At 43.7% G+C, this 19,362-nt stretch carries 26 protein-coding genes; 15 read left to right on the top strand and 11 right to left on the bottom strand.

Annotated features, from left to right (window positions below; genetic code table 11):
• Nucleotides 1-129: 129 nt before the first annotated feature.
• Nucleotides 130-1,197, bottom strand: a complete 1,068-nt coding sequence (locus DYI25_RS16305) for an NAD(P)/FAD-dependent oxidoreductase (RefSeq protein WP_213370781.1) — start codon at nucleotides 1,195-1,197, stop codon at nucleotides 130-132.
• Between the two features lie 246 nt (nucleotides 1,198-1,443).
• Here DYI25_RS16305 and DYI25_RS16310 point away from each other — a divergent pair, with 246 nt between their 5' ends.
• Complete coding sequence (locus DYI25_RS16310; RefSeq protein ID WP_213370782.1) at nucleotides 1,444-1,683, top strand: YuzB family protein; 240 nt, start codon at nucleotides 1,444-1,446, stop codon at nucleotides 1,681-1,683.
• 61 nt (nucleotides 1,684-1,744) lie between these two features.
• Here the strand turns inward: DYI25_RS16310 and DYI25_RS16315 are convergent, their stop codons facing one another.
• Nucleotides 1,745-2,440, bottom strand: coding sequence for a DUF2225 domain-containing protein (locus tag DYI25_RS16315; protein WP_213370784.1), 696 nt, complete (start codon nucleotides 2,438-2,440; stop codon nucleotides 1,745-1,747).
• A 188-nt stretch (nucleotides 2,441-2,628) separates the two neighbouring features.
• Between DYI25_RS16315 and DYI25_RS16320 the strand changes: the two genes are divergently transcribed.
• Complete coding sequence (locus DYI25_RS16320; RefSeq protein ID WP_213370785.1) at nucleotides 2,629-2,808, top strand: hypothetical protein; 180 nt, start codon at nucleotides 2,629-2,631, stop codon at nucleotides 2,806-2,808.
• 35 nt (nucleotides 2,809-2,843) lie between these two features.
• Nucleotides 2,844-3,206 carry a HesB/IscA family protein gene (locus DYI25_RS16325; protein WP_213370786.1) on the top strand — a complete coding sequence of 121 codons (363 nt, stop codon included), beginning with the start codon at nucleotides 2,844-2,846 and terminating at the stop codon, nucleotides 3,204-3,206.
• A gap of 66 nt (nucleotides 3,207-3,272) precedes the next feature.
• Here the strand turns inward: DYI25_RS16325 and DYI25_RS16330 are convergent, their stop codons facing one another.
• Nucleotides 3,273-4,268 carry an NAD(P)/FAD-dependent oxidoreductase gene (locus DYI25_RS16330; protein WP_213370787.1) on the bottom strand — a complete coding sequence of 332 codons (996 nt, stop codon included), beginning with the start codon at nucleotides 4,266-4,268 and terminating at the stop codon, nucleotides 3,273-3,275.
• A gap of 376 nt (nucleotides 4,269-4,644) precedes the next feature.
• On the opposite strand from DYI25_RS16330, the gene DYI25_RS16335 reads away from it, so the two are divergent.
• From DYI25_RS16335 to DYI25_RS16355, 5 genes are all read left to right on the top strand, one after another.
• Entirely contained in the window at nucleotides 4,645-5,862 is a 1,218-nt protein-coding gene (locus DYI25_RS16335; RefSeq protein ID WP_213370788.1) for an NAD(P)/FAD-dependent oxidoreductase, read from the top strand.
• Between the two features lie 131 nt (nucleotides 5,863-5,993).
• Nucleotides 5,994-6,476 (top strand): NUDIX domain-containing protein, encoded by a 483-nt coding sequence (locus tag DYI25_RS16340; RefSeq protein WP_213370789.1) that lies wholly within the window; start codon nucleotides 5,994-5,996, stop codon nucleotides 6,474-6,476.
• Nucleotides 6,477-6,630: 154 nt separating this feature from the next.
• Nucleotides 6,631-6,756 carry a YuiA family protein gene (locus DYI25_RS16345; RefSeq protein ID WP_158651598.1) on the top strand — a complete coding sequence of 42 codons (126 nt, stop codon included), beginning with the start codon at nucleotides 6,631-6,633 and terminating at the stop codon, nucleotides 6,754-6,756.
• A gap of 144 nt (nucleotides 6,757-6,900) precedes the next feature.
• On the top strand, nucleotides 6,901-7,221 hold the full coding sequence (locus tag DYI25_RS16350) for a YuiB family protein (protein WP_213370791.1): 321 nt from the start codon (nucleotides 6,901-6,903) through the stop codon (nucleotides 7,219-7,221).
• Nucleotides 7,222-7,406: 185 nt separating this feature from the next.
• Nucleotides 7,407-8,117, top strand: coding sequence for a 3D domain-containing protein (locus tag DYI25_RS16355; protein WP_213370793.1), 711 nt, complete (start codon nucleotides 7,407-7,409; stop codon nucleotides 8,115-8,117).
• A gap of 59 nt (nucleotides 8,118-8,176) precedes the next feature.
• Here the strand turns inward: DYI25_RS16355 and DYI25_RS16360 are convergent, their stop codons facing one another.
• Together DYI25_RS16360 and DYI25_RS16365 are read right to left on the bottom strand one after the other, a co-directional pair.
• Nucleotides 8,177-8,944, bottom strand: a complete 768-nt coding sequence (locus DYI25_RS16360) for a cobalamin-binding protein (RefSeq protein WP_213370795.1) — start codon at nucleotides 8,942-8,944, stop codon at nucleotides 8,177-8,179.
• 15 nt (nucleotides 8,945-8,959) lie between these two features.
• A complete protein-coding gene (locus DYI25_RS16365; RefSeq protein WP_213370797.1) occupies nucleotides 8,960-9,433 on the bottom strand; it encodes a divergent PAP2 family protein in 474 nt (157 codons plus the stop codon).
• A gap of 123 nt (nucleotides 9,434-9,556) precedes the next feature.
• On the opposite strand from DYI25_RS16365, the gene DYI25_RS16370 reads away from it, so the two are divergent.
• From DYI25_RS16370 to DYI25_RS16390, 5 genes are all read left to right on the top strand, one after another.
• Nucleotides 9,557-9,934 carry a DUF309 domain-containing protein gene (locus DYI25_RS16370; protein WP_213370799.1) on the top strand — a complete coding sequence of 126 codons (378 nt, stop codon included), beginning with the start codon at nucleotides 9,557-9,559 and terminating at the stop codon, nucleotides 9,932-9,934.
• Nucleotides 9,935-10,030: 96 nt separating this feature from the next.
• Nucleotides 10,031-11,539 carry a leucyl aminopeptidase gene (locus DYI25_RS16375; protein ID WP_213370801.1) on the top strand — a complete coding sequence of 503 codons (1,509 nt, stop codon included), beginning with the start codon at nucleotides 10,031-10,033 and terminating at the stop codon, nucleotides 11,537-11,539.
• A gap of 232 nt (nucleotides 11,540-11,771) precedes the next feature.
• Nucleotides 11,772-13,085, top strand: coding sequence for a Na+/H+ antiporter family protein (locus tag DYI25_RS16380; protein WP_213370803.1), 1,314 nt, complete (start codon nucleotides 11,772-11,774; stop codon nucleotides 13,083-13,085).
• Between the two features lie 92 nt (nucleotides 13,086-13,177).
• The gene (locus tag DYI25_RS16385; protein WP_213370805.1) at nucleotides 13,178-13,774 is read left to right on the top strand and encodes a sulfite oxidase-like oxidoreductase; all 597 of its coding nucleotides are present in this window, start codon (nucleotides 13,178-13,180) and stop codon (nucleotides 13,772-13,774) included.
• Nucleotides 13,775-13,868: 94 nt separating this feature from the next.
• A complete protein-coding gene (locus tag DYI25_RS16390) occupies nucleotides 13,869-14,060 on the top strand; it encodes a hypothetical protein (protein WP_213370806.1) in 192 nt (63 codons plus the stop codon).
• 374 nt (nucleotides 14,061-14,434) lie between these two features.
• On the opposite strand, the gene DYI25_RS16395 is transcribed toward DYI25_RS16390, so the two are convergent.
• The gene (locus DYI25_RS16395) at nucleotides 14,435-14,794 is read right to left on the bottom strand and encodes a hypothetical protein (RefSeq protein ID WP_213370807.1); all 360 of its coding nucleotides are present in this window, start codon (nucleotides 14,792-14,794) and stop codon (nucleotides 14,435-14,437) included.
• A 205-nt stretch (nucleotides 14,795-14,999) separates the two neighbouring features.
• Between DYI25_RS16395 and DYI25_RS16400 the strand changes: the two genes are divergently transcribed.
• A complete protein-coding gene (locus tag DYI25_RS16400; RefSeq protein ID WP_213370808.1) occupies nucleotides 15,000-15,632 on the top strand; it encodes a DedA family protein in 633 nt (210 codons plus the stop codon).
• 49 nt (nucleotides 15,633-15,681) lie between these two features.
• On the opposite strand, the gene DYI25_RS16405 is transcribed toward DYI25_RS16400, so the two are convergent.
• On the bottom strand, nucleotides 15,682-15,864 hold the full coding sequence (locus DYI25_RS16405; RefSeq protein WP_213370809.1) for an asparagine synthase: 183 nt from the start codon (nucleotides 15,862-15,864) through the stop codon (nucleotides 15,682-15,684).
• Between the two features lie 96 nt (nucleotides 15,865-15,960).
• On the opposite strand from DYI25_RS16405, the gene DYI25_RS16410 reads away from it, so the two are divergent.
• On the top strand, nucleotides 15,961-16,353 hold the full coding sequence (locus tag DYI25_RS16410; protein WP_249745481.1) for a hotdog fold thioesterase: 393 nt from the start codon (nucleotides 15,961-15,963) through the stop codon (nucleotides 16,351-16,353).
• A gap of 579 nt (nucleotides 16,354-16,932) precedes the next feature.
• On the opposite strand, the gene DYI25_RS16415 is transcribed toward DYI25_RS16410, so the two are convergent.
• The 4 genes from DYI25_RS16415 to DYI25_RS16430 form a co-directional block, all read right to left on the bottom strand.
• The gene (locus DYI25_RS16415; protein ID WP_213370811.1) at nucleotides 16,933-18,087 is read right to left on the bottom strand and encodes an FAD-dependent monooxygenase; all 1,155 of its coding nucleotides are present in this window, start codon (nucleotides 18,085-18,087) and stop codon (nucleotides 16,933-16,935) included.
• A gap of 150 nt (nucleotides 18,088-18,237) precedes the next feature.
• Nucleotides 18,238-18,612 (bottom strand): monovalent cation/H(+) antiporter subunit G, encoded by a 375-nt coding sequence (gene mnhG / locus DYI25_RS16420; RefSeq protein WP_213370812.1) that lies wholly within the window; start codon nucleotides 18,610-18,612, stop codon nucleotides 18,238-18,240.
• The gene (locus DYI25_RS16425; RefSeq protein ID WP_213370813.1) at nucleotides 18,590-18,880 is read right to left on the bottom strand and encodes a Na(+)/H(+) antiporter subunit F1; all 291 of its coding nucleotides are present in this window, start codon (nucleotides 18,878-18,880) and stop codon (nucleotides 18,590-18,592) included. Before DYI25_RS16425 ends, mnhG begins: the two co-directional genes overlap by 23 nt.
• A complete protein-coding gene (locus tag DYI25_RS16430; RefSeq protein ID WP_213370815.1) occupies nucleotides 18,880-19,356 on the bottom strand; it encodes a Na+/H+ antiporter subunit E in 477 nt (158 codons plus the stop codon). Before DYI25_RS16430 ends, DYI25_RS16425 begins: the two co-directional genes overlap by 1 nt.
• Nucleotides 19,357-19,362: the final 6 nt, after the last annotated feature.

A 19,362-nucleotide genomic window follows, 5' to 3' on the forward strand; every position in this document is an offset into this window, starting at 1 on the left:
TCACAACTTTATTGGCGAACTGGAAATTTTCATTGATTTTTACCAGTTGAGAAATAAAAAATGAGCACGATCCGCTGATTTTTATGAGAAAATAAAAAACCGGGCATCCTGGCCCGGTTGAATTAATGATTAGCCATTATGATATTTATACATCCACAAAATCCCGGATTTCAGCAAGCGTGCGACGCGGCCTGTAATTGGGCGTTCGGCGACAAGCCCGAAGCCGTGTTTTTTGCCTAGTGAACCAATGACGCCTTTAAGCTTGATCGGCGGGAATGATTCAGGTGGTTCCTCGCCTTTCCAGCGCTTTTGCAGTACCTGGACGATTTGTTCCGCCTGGCCTTCTGCAAGCTGTGCACTTGGTGCGTGCGGCAAGCTTGCGCAGTCTCCGACTATATAAACATTTTTATACCCTGGCAGATTATGCTGCGGAGTTACCATTGCGCGGCCCATGCCGTCTTTTTCAACGTCCATCTCGCGCACTAGTCGATTAGCCTGGATTCCGGCCGTCCATACGATTGCGTCACAGACAATCGGCTCATCGTGGTTATAAAGAACATTCTTCTGGACTTCCGTGATATTCGCGTTGTTGATGATTTCAACATTGTGATTATCGAACCAGTTTTCCACATACGTGCTCAGGCGTTCAGAGAAGGCAGACAAGATGTGGTTACCGCGGTCAAAAAGCTTTATTTTCAAGTCTTTGCGGCTTTCAGCCAACTCACTCGCAAGCTCAACACCACTTAAGCCTGCACCGACAATCGAAACAGTTGAACCTGCTGGCAAATTATTAAGTGCCTGATAGGTTGCGCGAGACTTTTCAATAGATTGGATACTGTATGTGAACTTGTCAGCACCTGGGACATTGTGATACTTATCTTCGCAGCCGAGACCGATAATAAGGTCATCATATTCTACGGCGTCATTGCCTTGCAGTTCAACCTTCTGATCCTCAAGATTGATGGCTGTTACTTCCGCATATTTTATCTGAAGGCGGGGATGCTCAGGAAATGCCACTCTGATATGCTGGTCAGAAATCGTGCCTGCAGCCAGTGCATAGTATTCTGTTTTTAAACAGTGGTATGGAACACGGTCAATCAACGTAATTGACACATCTTCTGGCAGGTCATTCGGCAGCAATTTTTGAAGCACACGCATGCCGCCATAGCCGCCTCCAAGGATAACGAGATTTTTCATGTGAATTTCCCCTTTTTAACTCTTCGCAAACAGTTAATGAAGTTTTTCCAGCTCGTTTTACAAAATCCGCAAACGGATACATTTTTCGAAATTATTCTGCAATATTTTTATGTTCAATAAATCACCATAAAAAGTATAACGAAATTGTGACAAAATAACAACAATTTTATGGATGCTATAAGCCCGGGAAATTGACGATTTTTTAGAAAAAGGGTACGATTAAAAATTAGTAGAGAGGTGAAACAAATGATTAAGCCAATCATTGAATTTTGTATCAGCAATCTAGCAAGCGGTTCGCAAAAGGCGAGGGCAGAGCTGGAGAAGGACTACGATCTGGACGTCATAGAATATGGCTGCCTTGGTTACTGCGGGAAATGCGCACAATCCATGTTCGCGCTCGTAAACGGGGACCCAGTAGTGGGAGAAACACCCGAAGAACTGGTAGAAAATATTTATAAATATTTGGACGAGAATCCGATGTTTTAATATAGAAAAGGGCTGGCGTGGTATTCTACCATCGCCAGCCTTTTTCATAGTAGGGTAGAGCTTAGTTGCCCGAAACGACTTTCTCTTCACGCATTTCCTGCCACCGGTCTTTTGCCAGCTGGATGATCTGGGGTTCAACTGACTGCCTCTGCTTTTCGATGACTTTTGAGAAAAAGCGGACGGCGTCCTGGGTATGGCCAATCCTTCTTGAGAGATCGCCAATCAGGTACATCAGCCGCAGCTCTGATACTTGTGTTCCTTTATAATCTCCGGTGCTGTACGACTCAGTATATTCCTTCAGGGCGAGTTTTAAAAAACGTAATTCCTGTTCGTGGTTGTCTGTTGAGCGATACAGCCAGGCAAGTCTTATGTACAACCCAGCTGAAACGATATGTTTCTCTTTTTTCAGAGTCGAGCTATAAGCTGCGAGTTTGAAAGTGTTCATAGCTTCCTGGATTGTTCGCTTATCTCCATAGTTATGTGGAGCCCATTGACTGCATATTTTATCCTGGATCTGTTGTTTAGCGCCCGGCGTAAAATTAGCACTGAAATCATCGGTAAACGAGTAGCCGCAATTCGGGCAGACATTAATATAATATAGATTAGGGTTTTCAAAGCCTTCGGCATAAATAGGGGCGAAATCAGTATCAAAACGGAGGACTTTCACAAAGCGGGAACGCACTTTTTTAGTGGTAAAAGCTTGTTCGCACATTTCACAGTGATATTTTTTATCATAGAGCGGTTCTATTTGAGTCATTTTCGTCACCTGCCAATTCCCTATTAGAGTACGGGTATATTATACCAATTTATTTGGATGTTCGGTTGTGAAATATGAATATAATTCTTTTTCGGTCTGATTGGTTGAGGATTGGAAAAATGCTGTATATACTATAAGGAAAGCGTAAGTGCCTTGGTCAGCCCCGACAAGCACTGGAGGGCCTGGCAGTGAAGTCGTTCTTTGACTTCATTGGCAGGACCGAAATAGAAATGTTTAGCCGACTGTCCAGAAACGCAGAAACTGGAGGCTCCGACAAAGAAGCGCTTTTTGCTTCTGCCGGCGGAGTTGAAGTTTCGGAGTTTCTAGGAAGCGAAACTAGACATGCGTCTCGAGGGGCTAGGCGCTAGAGCTGGACAAAGAAAGGGTTCAAGGAGGTTTTATCGTGGATAATATTGTGATTCTTACTGAAGAAGCTGCATTGCAGGTTAAAGATATGATGAAACAAAACGAGACGGAAGACGCGTACCTGCGTGTATCTGTAAAAGGCGGAGGCTGCAGTGGTCTTTCTTACGGAATGGGTTTCGCCCATGAAGTGGAAGAAGGGGACCAACAATTAGAACAGCACGGCATCAAAATCCTTGTAGATAAGGATAGCGCTCCAGTGCTGAATGGCACAACAATCAGCTACAAGCAATCCCTGATGGGCGGCGGCTTCACAATCGACAACCCGAACGCCATCGCATCATGCGGCTGCGGTTCTAGCTTCAAAACGGCAACTCGTGAAGGAACACCTGAAGAATGCTAAACAAAAAGCAAGGTCCGCGGACCTTGCTTTTTTTGCATTAAGAGAAGCGCTTGCGCTTTTCAGTTTTTATTTAAACATAGATGAACTGTGAAGCGGCTGTGTCTTCGCTTTTGGATCCATATAGGATTTTGCGTTGTTGACAGCTGTTGGAGCTTCACCGAACCCAGTCGCGATTAATTTTACTTTACCTTCATATGTGCAGATATCGCCTGCAGCATAAACGCCCGGGATATTTGTTTCCATTTTAGAGTTGACGACGATTGAGTTCTTTTCGATTTCAAGGCCCCATTCCTTGATTGGTCCAAGGGATGAAACGAAACCGAAGTTGCAGATGACTGCGTCAACGTCCACGGCTACCGTATCTTCGCTGTTTGCGTCCTTAAGAACGATCTGGCTGATTGCATTGCCATCACCAATTAGTTCAGTTGGCACATAAGGAGTCTTGATATCAACCTTTGAGTTTTGCAGGTTTTCAACACTGTGCTCGTGCGCGCGGAACTTATCGCGTCGGTGGACGATGGTTACTTGTTCAGCGATTGGCTCAAGCATCAATGCCCAGTCAACAGCTGAATCTCCTCCGCCTAAAACTGCAACCTTTTGGCCAGCGAACTGGTTCAAGTCATCAATAAAATAGTGCAGGTTTTTGCCTTCGTACTGTGCAGCGCTTTCAAGTTCAAGCCTGCGTGGCTGGAATGCACCGTTTCCTGCTGTGATGATAACTGTTTTTGTATAATGAACTTCTTTATCAGTAGTCAGCTTAATTGTTCCATCTTCCAGTTTTTCAAGCTTTTCAACAGATTGCTCAAGAGCAGTAGCAGGCTCGAATTTCGCCATTTGCTCTTTCAGATTGTTGATCAGCTCCTGGGCACGGACTTTTGGGAAGCCAGCAACATCGTATATGTACTTTTCAGGATAAAGTGCTGATAATTGCCCGCCTAATTGTGGCAAACTTTCAATAATCTTAACAGATGCTTGTCTCATTCCGCCGTAGAAAGCTGTGAACAGACCAGCAGGACCCCCGCCGATAATCGTGATGTCATAAACTTTTTGATCTTCTTTCACTCCATATCCCCCTCACTATGTAGTAAAATTGCTCCAATTTTTATAATACCATAAATTGAAAAAATAAACTCCTAATCATAATAGAAGATTCCTTGTGGAACAATATATTTCATAGAAAATTACCTTTACAATACGGTAAAATAGTGAAATCAGCCTATTTTCTGAATATTTCTAAGTTAACTTAATCGCTTGAAAATGCGGCGCAAAAAGAATAAGATGAATGGTAGGCAATAATGTTAAGATTTTGTGACATTTTCAAGGCATTTTTTTGAACATTCTAGTGAATAATATCACAAACTTATCCGGAAAAAAGATGGCGGCAGATAGAGATGAGCCATTCGACCAAAAATATTTTAAAAAGGTGGAAGTGATCACTTTGAGAAAGCCAAAGATCGTAATTTTAGGAGCAGGATACGGGGGATTAATGACAGCTACCCGTTTACAAAAAGCTGTTGGAGTAAACGAAGCTGACATTGTCCTTATCAACAAAAATGATTACCACTATGAAACTACATGGCTGCATGAAGCATCAGCAGGAACTTTACACCATGATAAAGTCCGTTACGATGTACGTGATGTAATCGATCGCCATAAGGTTGAATTCGTCCAGGGAGCTGTAGAAGAAATCAAGCTGGATGAGAAGCGTGTAATCCTCGAGAACGGTGACATTGTCTATGATTATCTTGTCATCGCCCTTGGTGCTGAACCTGAAACTTTCGGTATTAAAGGCTTGAAAGAGTATGCTTTCTCTATCGTCAACGTCAATTCAGCTAGACAAATCCGGGAGCATATTGAATATCAATTCGCAACTTACAATACAGAAGCGGAAAAGAAAGATGAGCGCCTGACAATCGTTGTCGGCGGTGCAGGCTTCACAGGAATCGAGTTCCTTGGTGAACTGACAAACCGAGTACCTGAACTTTGCCGTGAATATGATGTTGATTACCATAAAGTGAAAATTGTATGTGTTGAAGCAGCACCAATGGTTCTTCCAGGTTTCGATCCTGAGCTTGTGGACTATGCTGTAGCTCAGCTTGAGAAAAAAGGTGTGGAATTCCGCATTGGCACAGCAATCAAAGAAGCGACTCCAGAAGGCATCATCGTTGCTAAAGGCGAAGATGAAGTTGAAGAAATCAAAGCTGGCACTGTTGTTTGGGCAGCAGGTGTCCGTGGAAACTCTGTTATCGAAAAATCTGGAATCGAAGCAATGCGCGGCCGCGTAAAAGTGCAGCCAGACCTTCGCCTGCCAGGTTCAGACGACGTTTTCATCGTAGGAGATTGCTCACTAATCATCAACGAAGAAATCAACCGTCCATATCCTCCGACTGCACAAATCGCCATGCAGCAAGGCGAGGTATGTGCTAGGAACATTGCGGCACTAGTTCGTGGTAAATCCGAACTAGAGACATTCACTCCAGATATCAAAGGAACAGTATGTTCTCTTGGTGAAGATGATGCGATCGGCGTAGCATTCGGCAAGAAAATGGTCGGAACGAAAGCTTCCTTCATGAAAAAAATGGTCGATAACCGTGCGCTGTACATGATCGGCGGACCTTCATTGGTTCTTAAAAAAGGTAAATTCAACGTTCTATAATAGATATATTGAAACAGGCTCCTATGGGGTCTGTTTTTTCTTTATTTATATGAAGTGCAGACTGATACCCTGACGAATCCCAATCGATAGGGTACAATATTTGTATGAATTACATAGGGGACGGGAAATGAATGGGGAAACGTGAGAATGTCTGGCTTGGTGTGGCCGGTGTTGTTATTTCGGAAGGTGGGCGCTGGCTTGTCGTCAAAAAGCGGTATGGAGGCTTGAAAGGCAGCTGGTCGCTGCCAGCTGGCTTCGTAGATGAAGGGGAAACGGCCGATCAGGCAGTCCTCCGGGAAGTGAAAGAAGAAACAGGTGTGGAATGTACGATCACCGGGCTCCTTGGCTTACGTACTGGTGTGATCCGGGAGTCCATCAGCGATAATATGCTCGTTTTTCTATTGTCCCCGTTACCAGGTCAAAGGGTGATGGCCGAGGAAAGTGAGCTGTATGATGCAAAATTCATGTCGCCTGACGAATTGACAGCAGACCCTGATACCTCGCTGCTGCTGCACTACCTTTTAAATAAACCAATTGGTCAAGTTGTGCCCGGATCCGCGGGGATGGATCCAGGACAGCAATTTCATTATAGTGCATATAAATTGTTTTTATAATTTTCTGAAATTTTGAGAAAGTGACAGATATTTAAAGAAAATATAGGATGTATCCGTTTACAATGTGGTTTTTTGGTCAAATTTGGACCTTTTCAAAAATGAAGAATGTCTGATATATTATCAGAAAATTCAATCATAAAGGAGAGGTTTATAAATGAAAATGCATACACATGATTCAAAGGAATGCCCATACTGCTCTGGTAAAGGTTATTTCCAACTGTTGCTCGGTGGTTCAGAAACATGCACATGCTGCAGCGGATCCGGCAAATCAAAAAAATAAGGCAAGGCATCTTTGACCTTCGCATAATGCGGGGTTTTTTCTTTTTGTCCAAAAACATGATCCAGATGAAAGTCACACCATTTCATTGACTCGAAAACGGACAAACAGTAAACTAGAAATGATGTTTAATGGGGGGATATAGACATGATGACGGTTGTAACACTGATCATTTCGATGTTATTGTTTTTTGTCCTGTTTTTCGGGATTGGCTTTTTATTGAATATGCTGCTGAGGATGTCATGGATCATGGCGGTAGTTTATCCATTAATTGCGATATTCATTATTGATAAGTATCCGTTTATCGACTATTTCAGGAATAGCGGTGAAGCCTTCGGTGATCTTGGTCAGCGGCTTTCGCAATTGGCAATGGCAGACATACTGATTTTAAGCAGCGGTCTAGCAGGTGCCATTTTAGCTGGTATAGTCATCAGGCTTTTGCGAAAAAAAGGATATCAAATGTTCTAATACAAGAAACCTTCAATTATTTGGAGGTTTTTTTTATGCATAAAATCAAATTCGTGGTGGATACTATAAGTAATATTTTACTTTTAATGGAAGTTTAAATAGGTCTTTTGGCACTTTTTTGCTCCTTTTGGAATATTTCTTGTTTCGTTGGGAAATTAATAGTTTTGGGAGGAGTGAAAAATTATATGAATATTTTAAAAATGTGTGCAAGACGCTCAGCGATGGCAGTTTTATTTTTTGCTGCTATAACTTCTACGTTCCATTCGATTTCGGGAGTTGAAGCTTCCACTGTTTCTACATACGTTTTTGATAGTGCGGGAACACAACAAGAAGAAAACTCAAGTCTAGACCATAAAAAGAAATCCTTAGGACTTGCCTTTAAATTTTTGAAAAAGATATCTGACTTCACAACTAAAATTTCTTCAAGTGAAAAGGTTGCTGGAACGCAGCCAACGCTGGAGGAATCCTTGAACTGGTCGCAATACCCTACAAAGAAAATCATAGCAACAGGGTACACAGCCGGTGTTGAATCCACTGGCAAAAATCCGGGACATCCCGGGTATGGAATTACTTATTCTGGTGTCAAAGTTAAACGTGACTTATATTCAACTGTCGCGGCTGATTTAAATGTATTCCCGATTGGGACAATCCTTTTCATTCCGGGATACGGATTCGGTGTGGTAGCCGATAAAGGTGGCGCAATCAAAGGAAATAAAGTTGACTTGTATTATGATACGGTAAAGGATGTATACGAGCAGTGGGGAAAAAAGACATTGGATGTATATGTAATTGAGATGGGGAACGGCAAGCTGACAGAAGCCGATTTAAAAGCCCTTAATGAGAACGAGTCCATGCAGGTTTTCCGCCAGCAATATGCAGGCGGCAAAAAATCATAAAAGTTTAGGCACTTTCCTTTGGAGGAAAGTGCCTTTTTTAATGATATTTGAGTTCGTCATTAGTTATGGATGAGATGATGCAATTTTTCCAGTCCATCCAAAAGCCGTGGTGATGGACGACAGTATAGTTCTTCTTCGAGGATGAGGATCCGGTCATTTTTGATGGCATCAAGTTCTTCCCAGCCAGGCCTGTTTGTGATCAATTCCTTCTTCACCTTTTGCTTCCTGACACCGACCCATGCGATGCATATGTAATCTGGATTACGTGATTTCACATCATCCCAGTCCGTTTGAACACTTGCAAGCTCAACGTCTTTGAAAACATTTTCGGCTCCGGCTGCCTCGGATACTTCTGTCAGCCAGTTGATGCTCCCAGGAGTGAAAACGGGCTTGGGCCACCATTCCCAGTAAAGCTTTGGGCTCCAATCGGCTTTGGCTCCTTTTTGCTTGATTGCCTCCAGCCTGCTCCTGAACTGGGCAGCTGCTTCCTTGCCGTGTTCAGGCATGTTCAAGGCATTAGCTGTTATGATCAAATCGTTTTCTATATCCGCCAGTGATTGCGGATTCAAAACGATATGCGGAATGTTACGAGCTGCTAAACCTTCAATATTCTTCTCCATCCCCGGAACGCTTAAAGAGGCGAGGACGAGGTCTGGCTTCAATTCCTCGACGAGGTCGAGATTAATCGACAGGTCTGAACCTAGCTGTGGCAGTGATTTTACCGCTTCTGGCCAGTCTGAAAAATCATCGACTCCGACAAGGAGATCTGTCAGTCCCAGGAATTCCATGATTTCTGTATTGCTGGGACATATTGAAATAACTCTCATGTCATTCACCTGCCTTTAAAGTAGATAGTGCAGCAGTAGAGTCAAGGCTACACCGGTCAATCCTCCGAAAAACACCTCGATTGGTTTATGGCCGAGCAATTCCTTCAGCTCTTTTTGCTTCTCTTTTTCAGGCTTACCTTGCCAGCCTTTTGCCTCCTGAGCGAATCGGCTAAAATCAGCTACAAGCTGGTTCAAGACGATAGCCTGCTCCCCTGCCTGCCTGCGGACACCTGATGCATCAAACATCGTGATAATAGCAAAAACAGCGGCGACCGCGAAAACGGCTGAATTCAAGCCAGTTTCAAGCGCTACACCAGTAGCCAATGCTGTAACCGCAGCGGAGTGTGAACTTGGCATTCCACCTGTGCTTGTCAAAAGCGACCAATCAATTTTCCTCGTCGCAATATATTGAATTGGGACCTTAACGAATTGCGCGAAGAAAATCGCAGCAAGCGAAGCCCATAATGGAAAATTCGTAAATAACTCCATGGCTGTTCCCCCTATTTATAAAAAAGTACCTTATTAAGTAATACCCAAGTTCAATTATAACATTACAGCTAATTTCTAAGGTTTGTTAAAATAGTTCTAAACTCCAGGATTGAGGTGAGGGATTTGACGGACTACCCTTTTGAGTATTACGAGTTCTTTATTAAGTTCAACGAAGGAGACTATTATACCTGCCACGACTTACTTGAAGATATGTGGATGACTGATAAAGGCAACCTCTTTTTAAAAGGCCTGCTGCAAATGAGCGTTGCGATTTACCACTACAGCTATGGGAATGTGAAGGGTGCCCGGCTGATGATGCAGGCGGCTCATGACTATTTGCAAGCCTACCGCCCAGTCCATTGGGGGCTTGATTTAGAAAAGGTCTATCCTTTCATCGAAAAGTGCCAGAGGACATTCCCTGCGGAACTTGATCGGGTGCCATATGAGGAAGTTGTGATGCTGCCCGTGCTTCCTGTGTTATTTTTGTATCTCGAAGACTGAGGCGAGTAAAGAAAGAAAGTGCCATCAAGATTAGGAAGTCGAAATATTTGTACGGTTTCGATATAATGAACTTATAAATTTGTAGGGGTGAATGATTTGTTTAAAGTTAATAATCAATTTGATTTTTCAAACAGCCATGAGTGCCTGGTGATTGGCTTGTTCCACAAACCGTCTGGCCTGGAAGGTGCAGTTGGTGAAGCCGACGAGCTTTTTGCCGGACAGCTGACAGAACTGGTTAAAAGCGGAGATATTTCAACTAAGAAAAAAGCGGTTTCCAAGATACATACTTTCGGTAAAATTGGTGGGAGAAAAGTATATTTTGTCGGACTTGGGCATGAAAAAGAATACAATTTCGAAACATTAAGGGACGCATTTGGCCGCTTGTTCAAGACTGCAAAGAAAGAGAAGTGGACGGAAGCAGCCGTGCTTTTAGATACTTTTACAAGCGATAAGGTTCAGCTTAATGATGCAGCCCATGCATTAGGTGAAGCTTTCCCGATGGCTACATATGAATTCGAAGGCTACAAGCAAAAATCAAATGAACCCGAAAAGCGAATTGAAAGCCTGACTATTTACAGCGCAGACGAAGAGGGAGAAGTGGAAGCAGCGGTTGAGGTTGGCTATGCATTCGGGAAAGGGACGAATTCGGCTCGTACACTGGTGAATACGCCGGGTAACCTTTTGACCGCGACAGACATGGCTGAATATGCGATGAAGCTTGCAGAGAAATATGAATTCGAAGCAGAAATTTTAGAAAAAGAAGAAATGGAAAAGCTCGGCATGGGCGCGCTGCTTGCGGTCAACCAGGGATCTTCACAGCCGCCTAAAATGATCGTCCTGAAGTACCAGGGAAAGGAAGAATGGAAGGATGTAATCGGCCTTGTCGGCAAGGGAATCACATTTGATACAGGCGGTTATTCCATCAAAACGAAGGCTGGCATCGTCGGCATGAAGTCCGATATGGGCGGTGCGGCAGCGGTGCTTGGTGCAATGGAAATCATCGGAGAGCTGAAGCCGGAGCAGAACGTTGTTGCGGTTATACCATCAACAGACAATATGATCTCTGGTACAGCTTTCAAACCAGATGATGTCATCACGTCAATGAGCGGCAAAACAATTGAAGTATTGAACACAGATGCAGAAGGACGCCTCGTACTTGCTGACGCGATGACTTACGCAAAGCATCACGGCGCGAACTATCTAGTGGACATTGCAACCCTGACAGGCGGTGTGATTACGGCGTTAGGACTGCACACTTCCGGAGCGTTGACAAACAATGAAGAGTTGTTTGAACAAGTGTTAGAGGCTTCTTATGAGTCCGGAGAGCCGATCTGGCGTCTGCCTTTGTTCGAACGCGACATTGAACGTGTCCGCGGCAGCAAAATCGCCGACCTGAATAATTCACCAGGCGCAGAAGGCCATGCCATCATGGGCGGAGCGTTTGTCGGCGAATTTGCAGAAGGCACTCCATGGGTGCACCTCGACATCGCCGGCACAGCGACTACCAGCAGAGAACATGACCTGGGCCCAGCAGGAGCAACTGGCGTCATGGCCCGCACACTTGCATTGCTAGTTGAAAGATTTGAAACAGCGGATAAAGAATAATGACGGTTACCCCAAAGCCTAAGAGGCTTTGGGGTTTTTCTATTTTTATTTATAGCAGGCAATACAACATTATCCGCTCCTCAACATATTTAAAAACTATTAAAAAACCCATTGACACAAAAAACAAATCTATGATAATTTAATACTTGTCATTTTAATTCTCTACCAATTTACCATACTAAAGCGAATTAAAACTAACCAAATTATAAAAACACCGAGAGGAGCACTCACTATGAATGCAGTTGTTATTGCTGTCCTTGCTATGCTGATCTTGAGCTTGCTTCGCGTCAATGTTGTACTGGCATTGATTGCTGGAGCGCTGATTGGCGGGCTGACAGGCGGCTTGAGTATAGAGAAGACGATAGAAGTTTTTACAGGAGGGCTTGGCGGCAGTGCCGAGGTTGCGCTTAGTTACGCGCTGCTTGGAGGATTCGCTGTTGCTATTTCCAAGACTGGCTTGCCCAATTTGATGGTTGACTGGATTGTCGGCATGATTGGCAAGAATGGAGAGTCGAAAGCTAAGACGTATTCTAAAGCGATTATTGTCATCCTGATTTTAATGATGGCGATTTTCTCACAAAACCTGATTCCGATCCACATCGCATTTATTCCAATCTTGATTCCGCCGTTGTTGATTGTCTTCAACGAGCTGAAAATTGACCGTCGTTTAATTGCTTCTGTATTGACGTTCGGGCTGACGGCACCTTATATTTTGCTGCCAGTAGGATTCGGTGGAATTTTCCACGACATCCTGGCTACGAACATGGCTGACAGCGGAATGGAAATCGATATGGGTGATATCCCAGCAGCGATGCTTCTGCCTGTAGCTGGCCTTGTTGTTGGTTTGTTGATCGCGATTTTCGTATCCTACCGAAAGCCTAGAATTTATCAGGATCATCAAGTGGTCCAGGTTGAGAAAAGTGAATACTCCAAAATGGGAATCATTTTCTCCATCGTTGCCATTGTTGCAGCGCTTGCTGCCCAGCTTTACTTTGGATCGATGATTATCGGTGCTCTGGCTGGTATCCTTGTCGTGTACGCGAGCGGAGCGATTAAGTGGCGTGAAGCTGATAATCTTTTAACAGAAGGCATGAAAATGATGGCGTTCATCGGATTCGTCATGCTTGCTGCATTCGGTTTCGCTGATGTGTTGAAAGAAACTGGACACGTTGAAACGCTTGTAGCGCAGGCAGCTGATGCGATTGGCAATAATAAAGGCCTGGGTGCTTTAGCAATGCTTGTTGTAGGACTTTTGGTTACAATGGGAATCGGTTCTTCATTCTCGACGATTCCAATCATCGCGACAATATTTGTACCTTTAAGCCTTCAACTTGGATTTAGCCCGATGGCGACGATTGCGATTGTGGGAACGGCTGCTGCACTTGGTGACGCAGGATCTCCTGCATCTGACAGTACACTTGGACCGACAGCCGGTTTGAATGCTGATACGCAGCACAACCACATCTGGGACACGGTTGTTCCGACCTTTGTTCACTATAATATTCCTTTGATTATTTTCGGCTGGATAGCCGCGATGGTTTTATAAGTTCGGAAAACAGTCCGTCCTGCTCTTTGGCAGGGCGGCTTTGTTTATTTTAGATTAGAAATTCGGTAGGATAATACAAAGGGGTGATCAATATGTATTTCGGAAAAGCGCGTAAAAAGGGCCCTTCGGACAGAGTCCCGCCGAACCAAAATGTTACGACCTCTTTCCCTGTCCTGCATTATGGCAATGTGCCAAATTATAAGAATCTCGATGATTGGACCTTGAAGATTTTTGGTCTTGTAGAAAAAGATGTGGTTTTACGTTATAAAGATTTAATGGCTCTCCCGCAAACGACCTCCGGCAATGACATTCACTGTGTGACTGGCTGGTCCAAGCTTGATAATGTGTGGGAGGGGATTTCCGCTCAGGAGCTAGCCAGACTGGCCATGCCAAAGGAAACAGCGAAATATGTCATTCTCCATGCTGAGGAAAATTGGACGACGAATCTGCCGATTGAGGACTTTCTTAAGGAAACAAGCCTGCTTGCCCATTCCCATAACGGGCAGGAGCTTACCCCGGAACATGGCTATCCATTGAGAGCTGTCATTCCGCATCTATACTTCTGGAAGAGTGCGAAATGGGTCAGAGGGATTGAATTCTCATCTGAAAACCGGCCTGGTTTTTGGGAGGAGAATGGATATCATATGTATGGAAACCCATGGAAGGAACAACGGATGATCTGGGACTAGGCTTTTTTTCTAGTGTATTGGACAAACGCCCATTCAACACCCTCGTTAATTGCATATGAAGTAATGTAGGCAAATATATGAGGGAGGTAGCTTTATGAATAGAAGAAGACCATTCTATGGCGGCAGACGTCCATTTGGGTTTGGCTTTGGTGGTCCTTTCGTTGGAGGAGTACTTGGGGGACTTTTAGGCAGCGCGTTATTATATCCACGTCCATATCCTTACGGTTACGGCGGTTATCCGCCATACGGCTATGGATACGGATATGGATATCCGTATTACTATTAAATTTAAAAACTATTTGCATGGCCGCTGTTCAGTGAACAGCGGATTTTTTTAAAAAAGTATAAAATTCACTTCGAGAATTGTCCAGCTCCAGCGCCTAGCCCCTCGTGACGCATGTCTAGTTTCGCTTCCTAGAAACTCCGAAACTTCAACTCCGCCGGCAGAAGAAAAAAGCGCTTCTTTGTCGGAGCCTCCAGTTTCTGCGTTTCTGGACAGTCGGCTAAAAATTTCTATTTCGGTCCGCCCAATGAAGTCAAAGAAACGACTTCACTGGTCAGCCCTCTTAGGCACAGGACGTGCAGACCCGCCAGCTACACGATGTGGCGTTTTAGGCGGGCAAGGCTTGTCGGGGGCTGACCAAGGCGCTTTCGCTTTTCTTATTCCCACCTCAGCTGCGTGATGATATGACAGCATTCTTTGTCTCCTGCATAATCCACGAAGTTCATTGTGAGTCCATCGGGGTTATAAGTGATTTTTGGTTTCTTTTTAATACCGGATGATTGGATTAATCTTTCTACTTCTTTTTGATTGGATTGCTGTGCGGCAGCCATTAATTCACTGGAATAAGAAGTGGAGGAAGTTATTTTAGTCATCACAAGGTTAACGTCTTCCATTAAGGAAATTGCTTTATGTGCTGAAGTTCTAAACAGTGTTGCATTCACTTCTGGATAAGGACGAGCTGTGTCAGTCACGTTACCATCAGCCATCCTATTTTTATGAAAAAATAAACAATGCATAAGTAGCTTCCCCTTCCTAACGGGTAAGTTTTATGACCCTTTTCAATGTATGAATATAAACCCTCAAGTATGAAAATGGGAAAAGCTAAAAGCACTTCAAAAAGGAAAAAAAGAGGGGATATAAAGAAGAAGGGAGAATTGTTATACATATTAACTTCTATCGTGAAATAGAATCGGACCAAGATGGGATGAAGGGGGGAGACCCATGGATCTGGAGCTTGTAATCAATATTATTGAAGATAATGGCTATATAGGTTTGTTTTTGTGGCTGTGGTTCGGGGTTTTCGTCATTCCTGTCCCCAACGAGGTGATCCTAATGACTGTAGGGCTTGCTTCAGCTAAAGGGACCTTGAACCCTATCCTTGCATTTTTGGTTACATACATGGGGATTTCTGCGGCATTTACCTCCAGCTATCTGCTGGGGAGGGTAATAGGGAGAAGGCTGCTTCGGTTATTGGGAAAAAGGAAACGGTTCGCGAATTCGATTGAATCAGCAATGAAACTGATGGAGAAGTACCATGCTTTTTCATTGTCGTTAAGCTGTTTTGCTCCAGGTGTCCGATATTTGGTGCCATTGCTTTATGGCTTCAGCAGGCTTCCGTATAAAACCTTTGCCGTTTTTGCCTATAGTGGCGCTTTCGTATGGGTCTCAATCATTTTCGTGCTAGGCTATCTATTTGGAGATAAAATGGACATAGTCATAAAGTATAACCAAGAGATTTGGTTGGTGATCCTTGCTTTCGCGATTATCTTGATCATGTTCGTCCTCCGCCGAAGAAAAATAAAGGACGCGATTAGGACTGAAGAAGTCATTCTTCAGGAAAGGCAGCAAAAATAGCCGCCTTCCTTCAGAAGCACTCTATTGCAGTGAAGTATAAGCTAACTTGCTAAAATTCATTCCGGTGCTCAACCAAATCAATGGCCCCTAGAACGATATGGGCCAATCCGAAACCGAATATGGTGTTTGAAACCATCTTATCGATTTTTCGATTTTGTTTCATAGCGAAACCAGCTGCTGTAACAGCTGTTCCTAACACAGCAGGAATCATGCCTTCACGAATTCGGTTCATATGGATCACCTCATTTTTTTGATGCGTCCTTTGCTAAGGACAATAATAGCTTTTCCTGGATTTCATCGTAAATTGTTTGCCAAATATAAGGAGGTAATGAAATTGGAACTTAACAGCACACTGCTTGGCTCACTAGGAATTGAAATAACAGAACTGCAAAGAGGAAAGGTTGTCGCCACAATGCCTGTCGATGACCGTACAAGGCAGCCATTTGGCTTGCTGCATGGAGGTGCATCTGTCGCTCTGGCAGAAACGGTCGCCAGCGTTGGAGCATTCGAACTAGTCGACAAGGAAAACGAAGTGGTGGTCGGCCTTGAAATCAATGCCAACCATATCAGGGCAAAAAAGGACGGTCTGGTTACTGCTGTCGGTACTGTCCTCCACCAGGGAAAAACAACCATGGTTTGGGATATAAAAATCACCGATGAAGATGAAAAGCTTGTCTGCATATCAAGATGTACGATTGCTGTTATTAAACGCAAAAAGTAAACCAGCCTTTGAGCTGGTTTTTCTTTTGGAGTTTAAGAGTGATTAGGACAATTTTAGAAAGTAAGGGTGCCAAAGTGGACGAGAACCGTTGTTATTCAGACAGGTTCAGAGGCATACGAGTAAAACCTGTCAAAAAACAATCGTTATTCAGACAGGTTTGGAGTGGGAGGCGTAAAGCTGTCAAAATAACGTCCGGATTCAGACAGGTTTGGCAAATAGAAGCAAAAAGCTGTCAAAATAACGTGCGGATTCAGACAGGTTTGCCCAGCAGAAGCAAAAAGCTGTCAGAAAAACGTCCGTATTCAGACAGGTTTGGCAAGTGAAAGCAAAAAGCTGTCAGAATAACGTGTGGATTCAGACAGGTTTGCCCAGCAGAAGCAAATAGCTGTCAGAATAACGTCCGTATTCAGACAGGTTTGACCAGCAGAAGCAAAAAGCTGTCAGAAAAACGTCCGTATTCAGACAGGTTGCCAAGCCGAAGCAAAAAGCTGTCAAAAAACGTCCGTATTCAGACAGGTTTGGCCAGCAGAAGCAAAAAGCTGTCTGAATCCTGCGCGAAACGAGCAACTCCTAAAAAAGTCACTGAAAAGTTTCCATATCCCCTTCAATTTCAACTAATTTCCTCAGCTTCGCATTATGGTATGAAGCAGGTGTCATCTGAAGAAGTTTATTACGTATTGAGCAAAGTACGGGGAAATCAATCCGTGCTGCCAATCCGTAAATTTTCATTTCATCTTTCACTATCTTCATACGCTCCTGCCTGTGTGTTTCATACTTAAAGAATGCCTTATCAATTCTTTCTTCGCTGCTGATCCAATTTGCCAGGTAAACGGCATCTTCAGCAGCCTGTGATGCTCCCTGGCCTATATTGGGCATTGAAGCGTGTGCTGAATCTCCGAGTAGCAGGATATTACCCGATTGGAGTGGAGTTAAAGGTTTTATTTCATACAAATTATCGTAAATGATACGGTCAGGAGAGGTATTTTCCAAAATTTCCTGAATTGGTTCATGGTAATAGAAAAAGTTGAATAATAAATCAATAGGGGACCATTTGCTCATGTCGCTGTTTTCCGTCGAGGATCTTTTCAAGGCATACCAAAACACCTGATTATCTTTTAATGGTGCAATCCCGAATCGTCCCCTCGGTCCCCAGGTTTCAGTATAATCAGGGACATTCATTGGCGGATTTTCAATGATGCCTCTCCAGCAGGAGAAACCTGAATAAGCCAGGCTGCTATTTGGGAACAGTTTTGTGCGAATTTGTGAAGCTGCACCGTCGCAGCTTATAAGATAGTCTGTTTCTATACTAGTACCATCTTTGAAGAATAATGTCATTGTATTGTCGTGTTTAAAATCAATCATATGCTTATCAAAATGGAGAGAACCAGGGAGGAGTGCATCTGTCAAAATTCTTTGGAATTCAGAACGGTGGATAAACAGGTAATTAGGGATATGTGATGGTGAATGATAGGCGAATTCAGCAATGTTATTTCCAGAATCGGATTTTAGCAGACAGCCATCAGAATCCATTCCGCTTGCACGCAGTTTGGCTCCTAATCCCATAATGTAGAATGCTCTTATGGCGTTACCACTTAAGATGATTCCAGTATCCGGTTCATGTACTTTTTTTTCTTTTTCATACACATTCGCATGGATTCCTTTACTCTGCAGGGCAATCGCTGTGCATAACCCGCTGATTCCGCCGCCGGCAATTGTGATTCTTGCATCGCTCATAAAACGTAACCTCCATTCCGCAAAACAGGAATCATAACTCTATTTACTTTAACTATACTTGACTGATCCTTGGTTGGTATGGATAAAAATTGAATTTTTCATGTACAAAAAAGCCATCAGGTGGATATACCTGATGGCTGTTCATCATCATTATTTCGAATGGCCTTCCGCTTCCAACTTTTTCCGTGCTTTTGCAAGGTCATCCTGGACAGTGCGGTCCGAAAGCTTAACCCCGCTGTTATAAGCTGCCCTTGCAATTAAATGCCCTGCAACAGGAGAAGTGAGGAAGATGAAAACAACTCCCAGCAATAGTCGGGAATTGAAATGATGTTCAATCAACCAAAAATAGAGGAAGGTGCCCAGCAAGACGAGCATGACCCCCATTGTAGCACTTTTCGATGCTGCATGGTTCCTTGTATAAACATCTGGAAGCCTGATCAGTCCAAAGGCAGTCACAAGGCTAAGAAATGCACCTAACAGAATAAACAATCCTGCAAAAAACTTAACGATTTCCATCTCTGTCATATTCCATGATTACTCCCTTCTCAAGGAATTTTGAAAAGGCAACTGTTCCGATGAATGCCAGGATACCAATCAGCAGGATGATATCTAGAAAAGCACTAGTTTCAAGAACAATTGATACTAAAGCAATCACAGAAACAAGGCTGATGCCGATTGCGTCGAGGGCAACTACCCGGTCTGCTACGGTAGGCCCCTTGATCACTCGATAAATAAGGCCGATCATCGCAAGTGATATGAAGGTAACTGAAATCCACAAAACCGCTTCAAACATTATCGGCTCACCTCCATAATCGCTTTTTCAAACGTATTCTTGATGCTCTGAATTGCTTCATCAGCATCACTGATATCCATGGCATGCACATACAAGATCCTGTTGTCAGGTGAAACATCGACGACAAGCGTACCAGGGGTCAAAGTAATCAGATTTGCGAGCATCGTAATCTCCCAGTCTTCCTTCAATTCCGTCGGGAATGCGAAGATACCAGGCTTGATATTAAGCTTTGGCCTAAGTACTGCCTTTAAAACTGCAATATTCGAAAGGAGCAGTTCCTTTGAAAAAATATAAATTAAGTTCACCACGGCCACTACCCTCAATAAATAGAAGCGGGAAGTGAAGAAGCGGCGGAAAATATAAATGATGAGCAGGCCAAAGAAATACCCGACGAAAAAGGAGGCCGGGGAGTAGGATGTCTTAAGGAACATCCAGACAAAGGCCAGAATAAAATTCAGCAAGATTTGAAAAGCCATGGCTCA

This window comes from Mesobacillus boroniphilus, from assembly GCF_018424685.1.
GTDB lineage: Bacteria > Bacillota > Bacilli > Bacillales > Cytobacillaceae > Mesobacillus > Mesobacillus boroniphilus_A.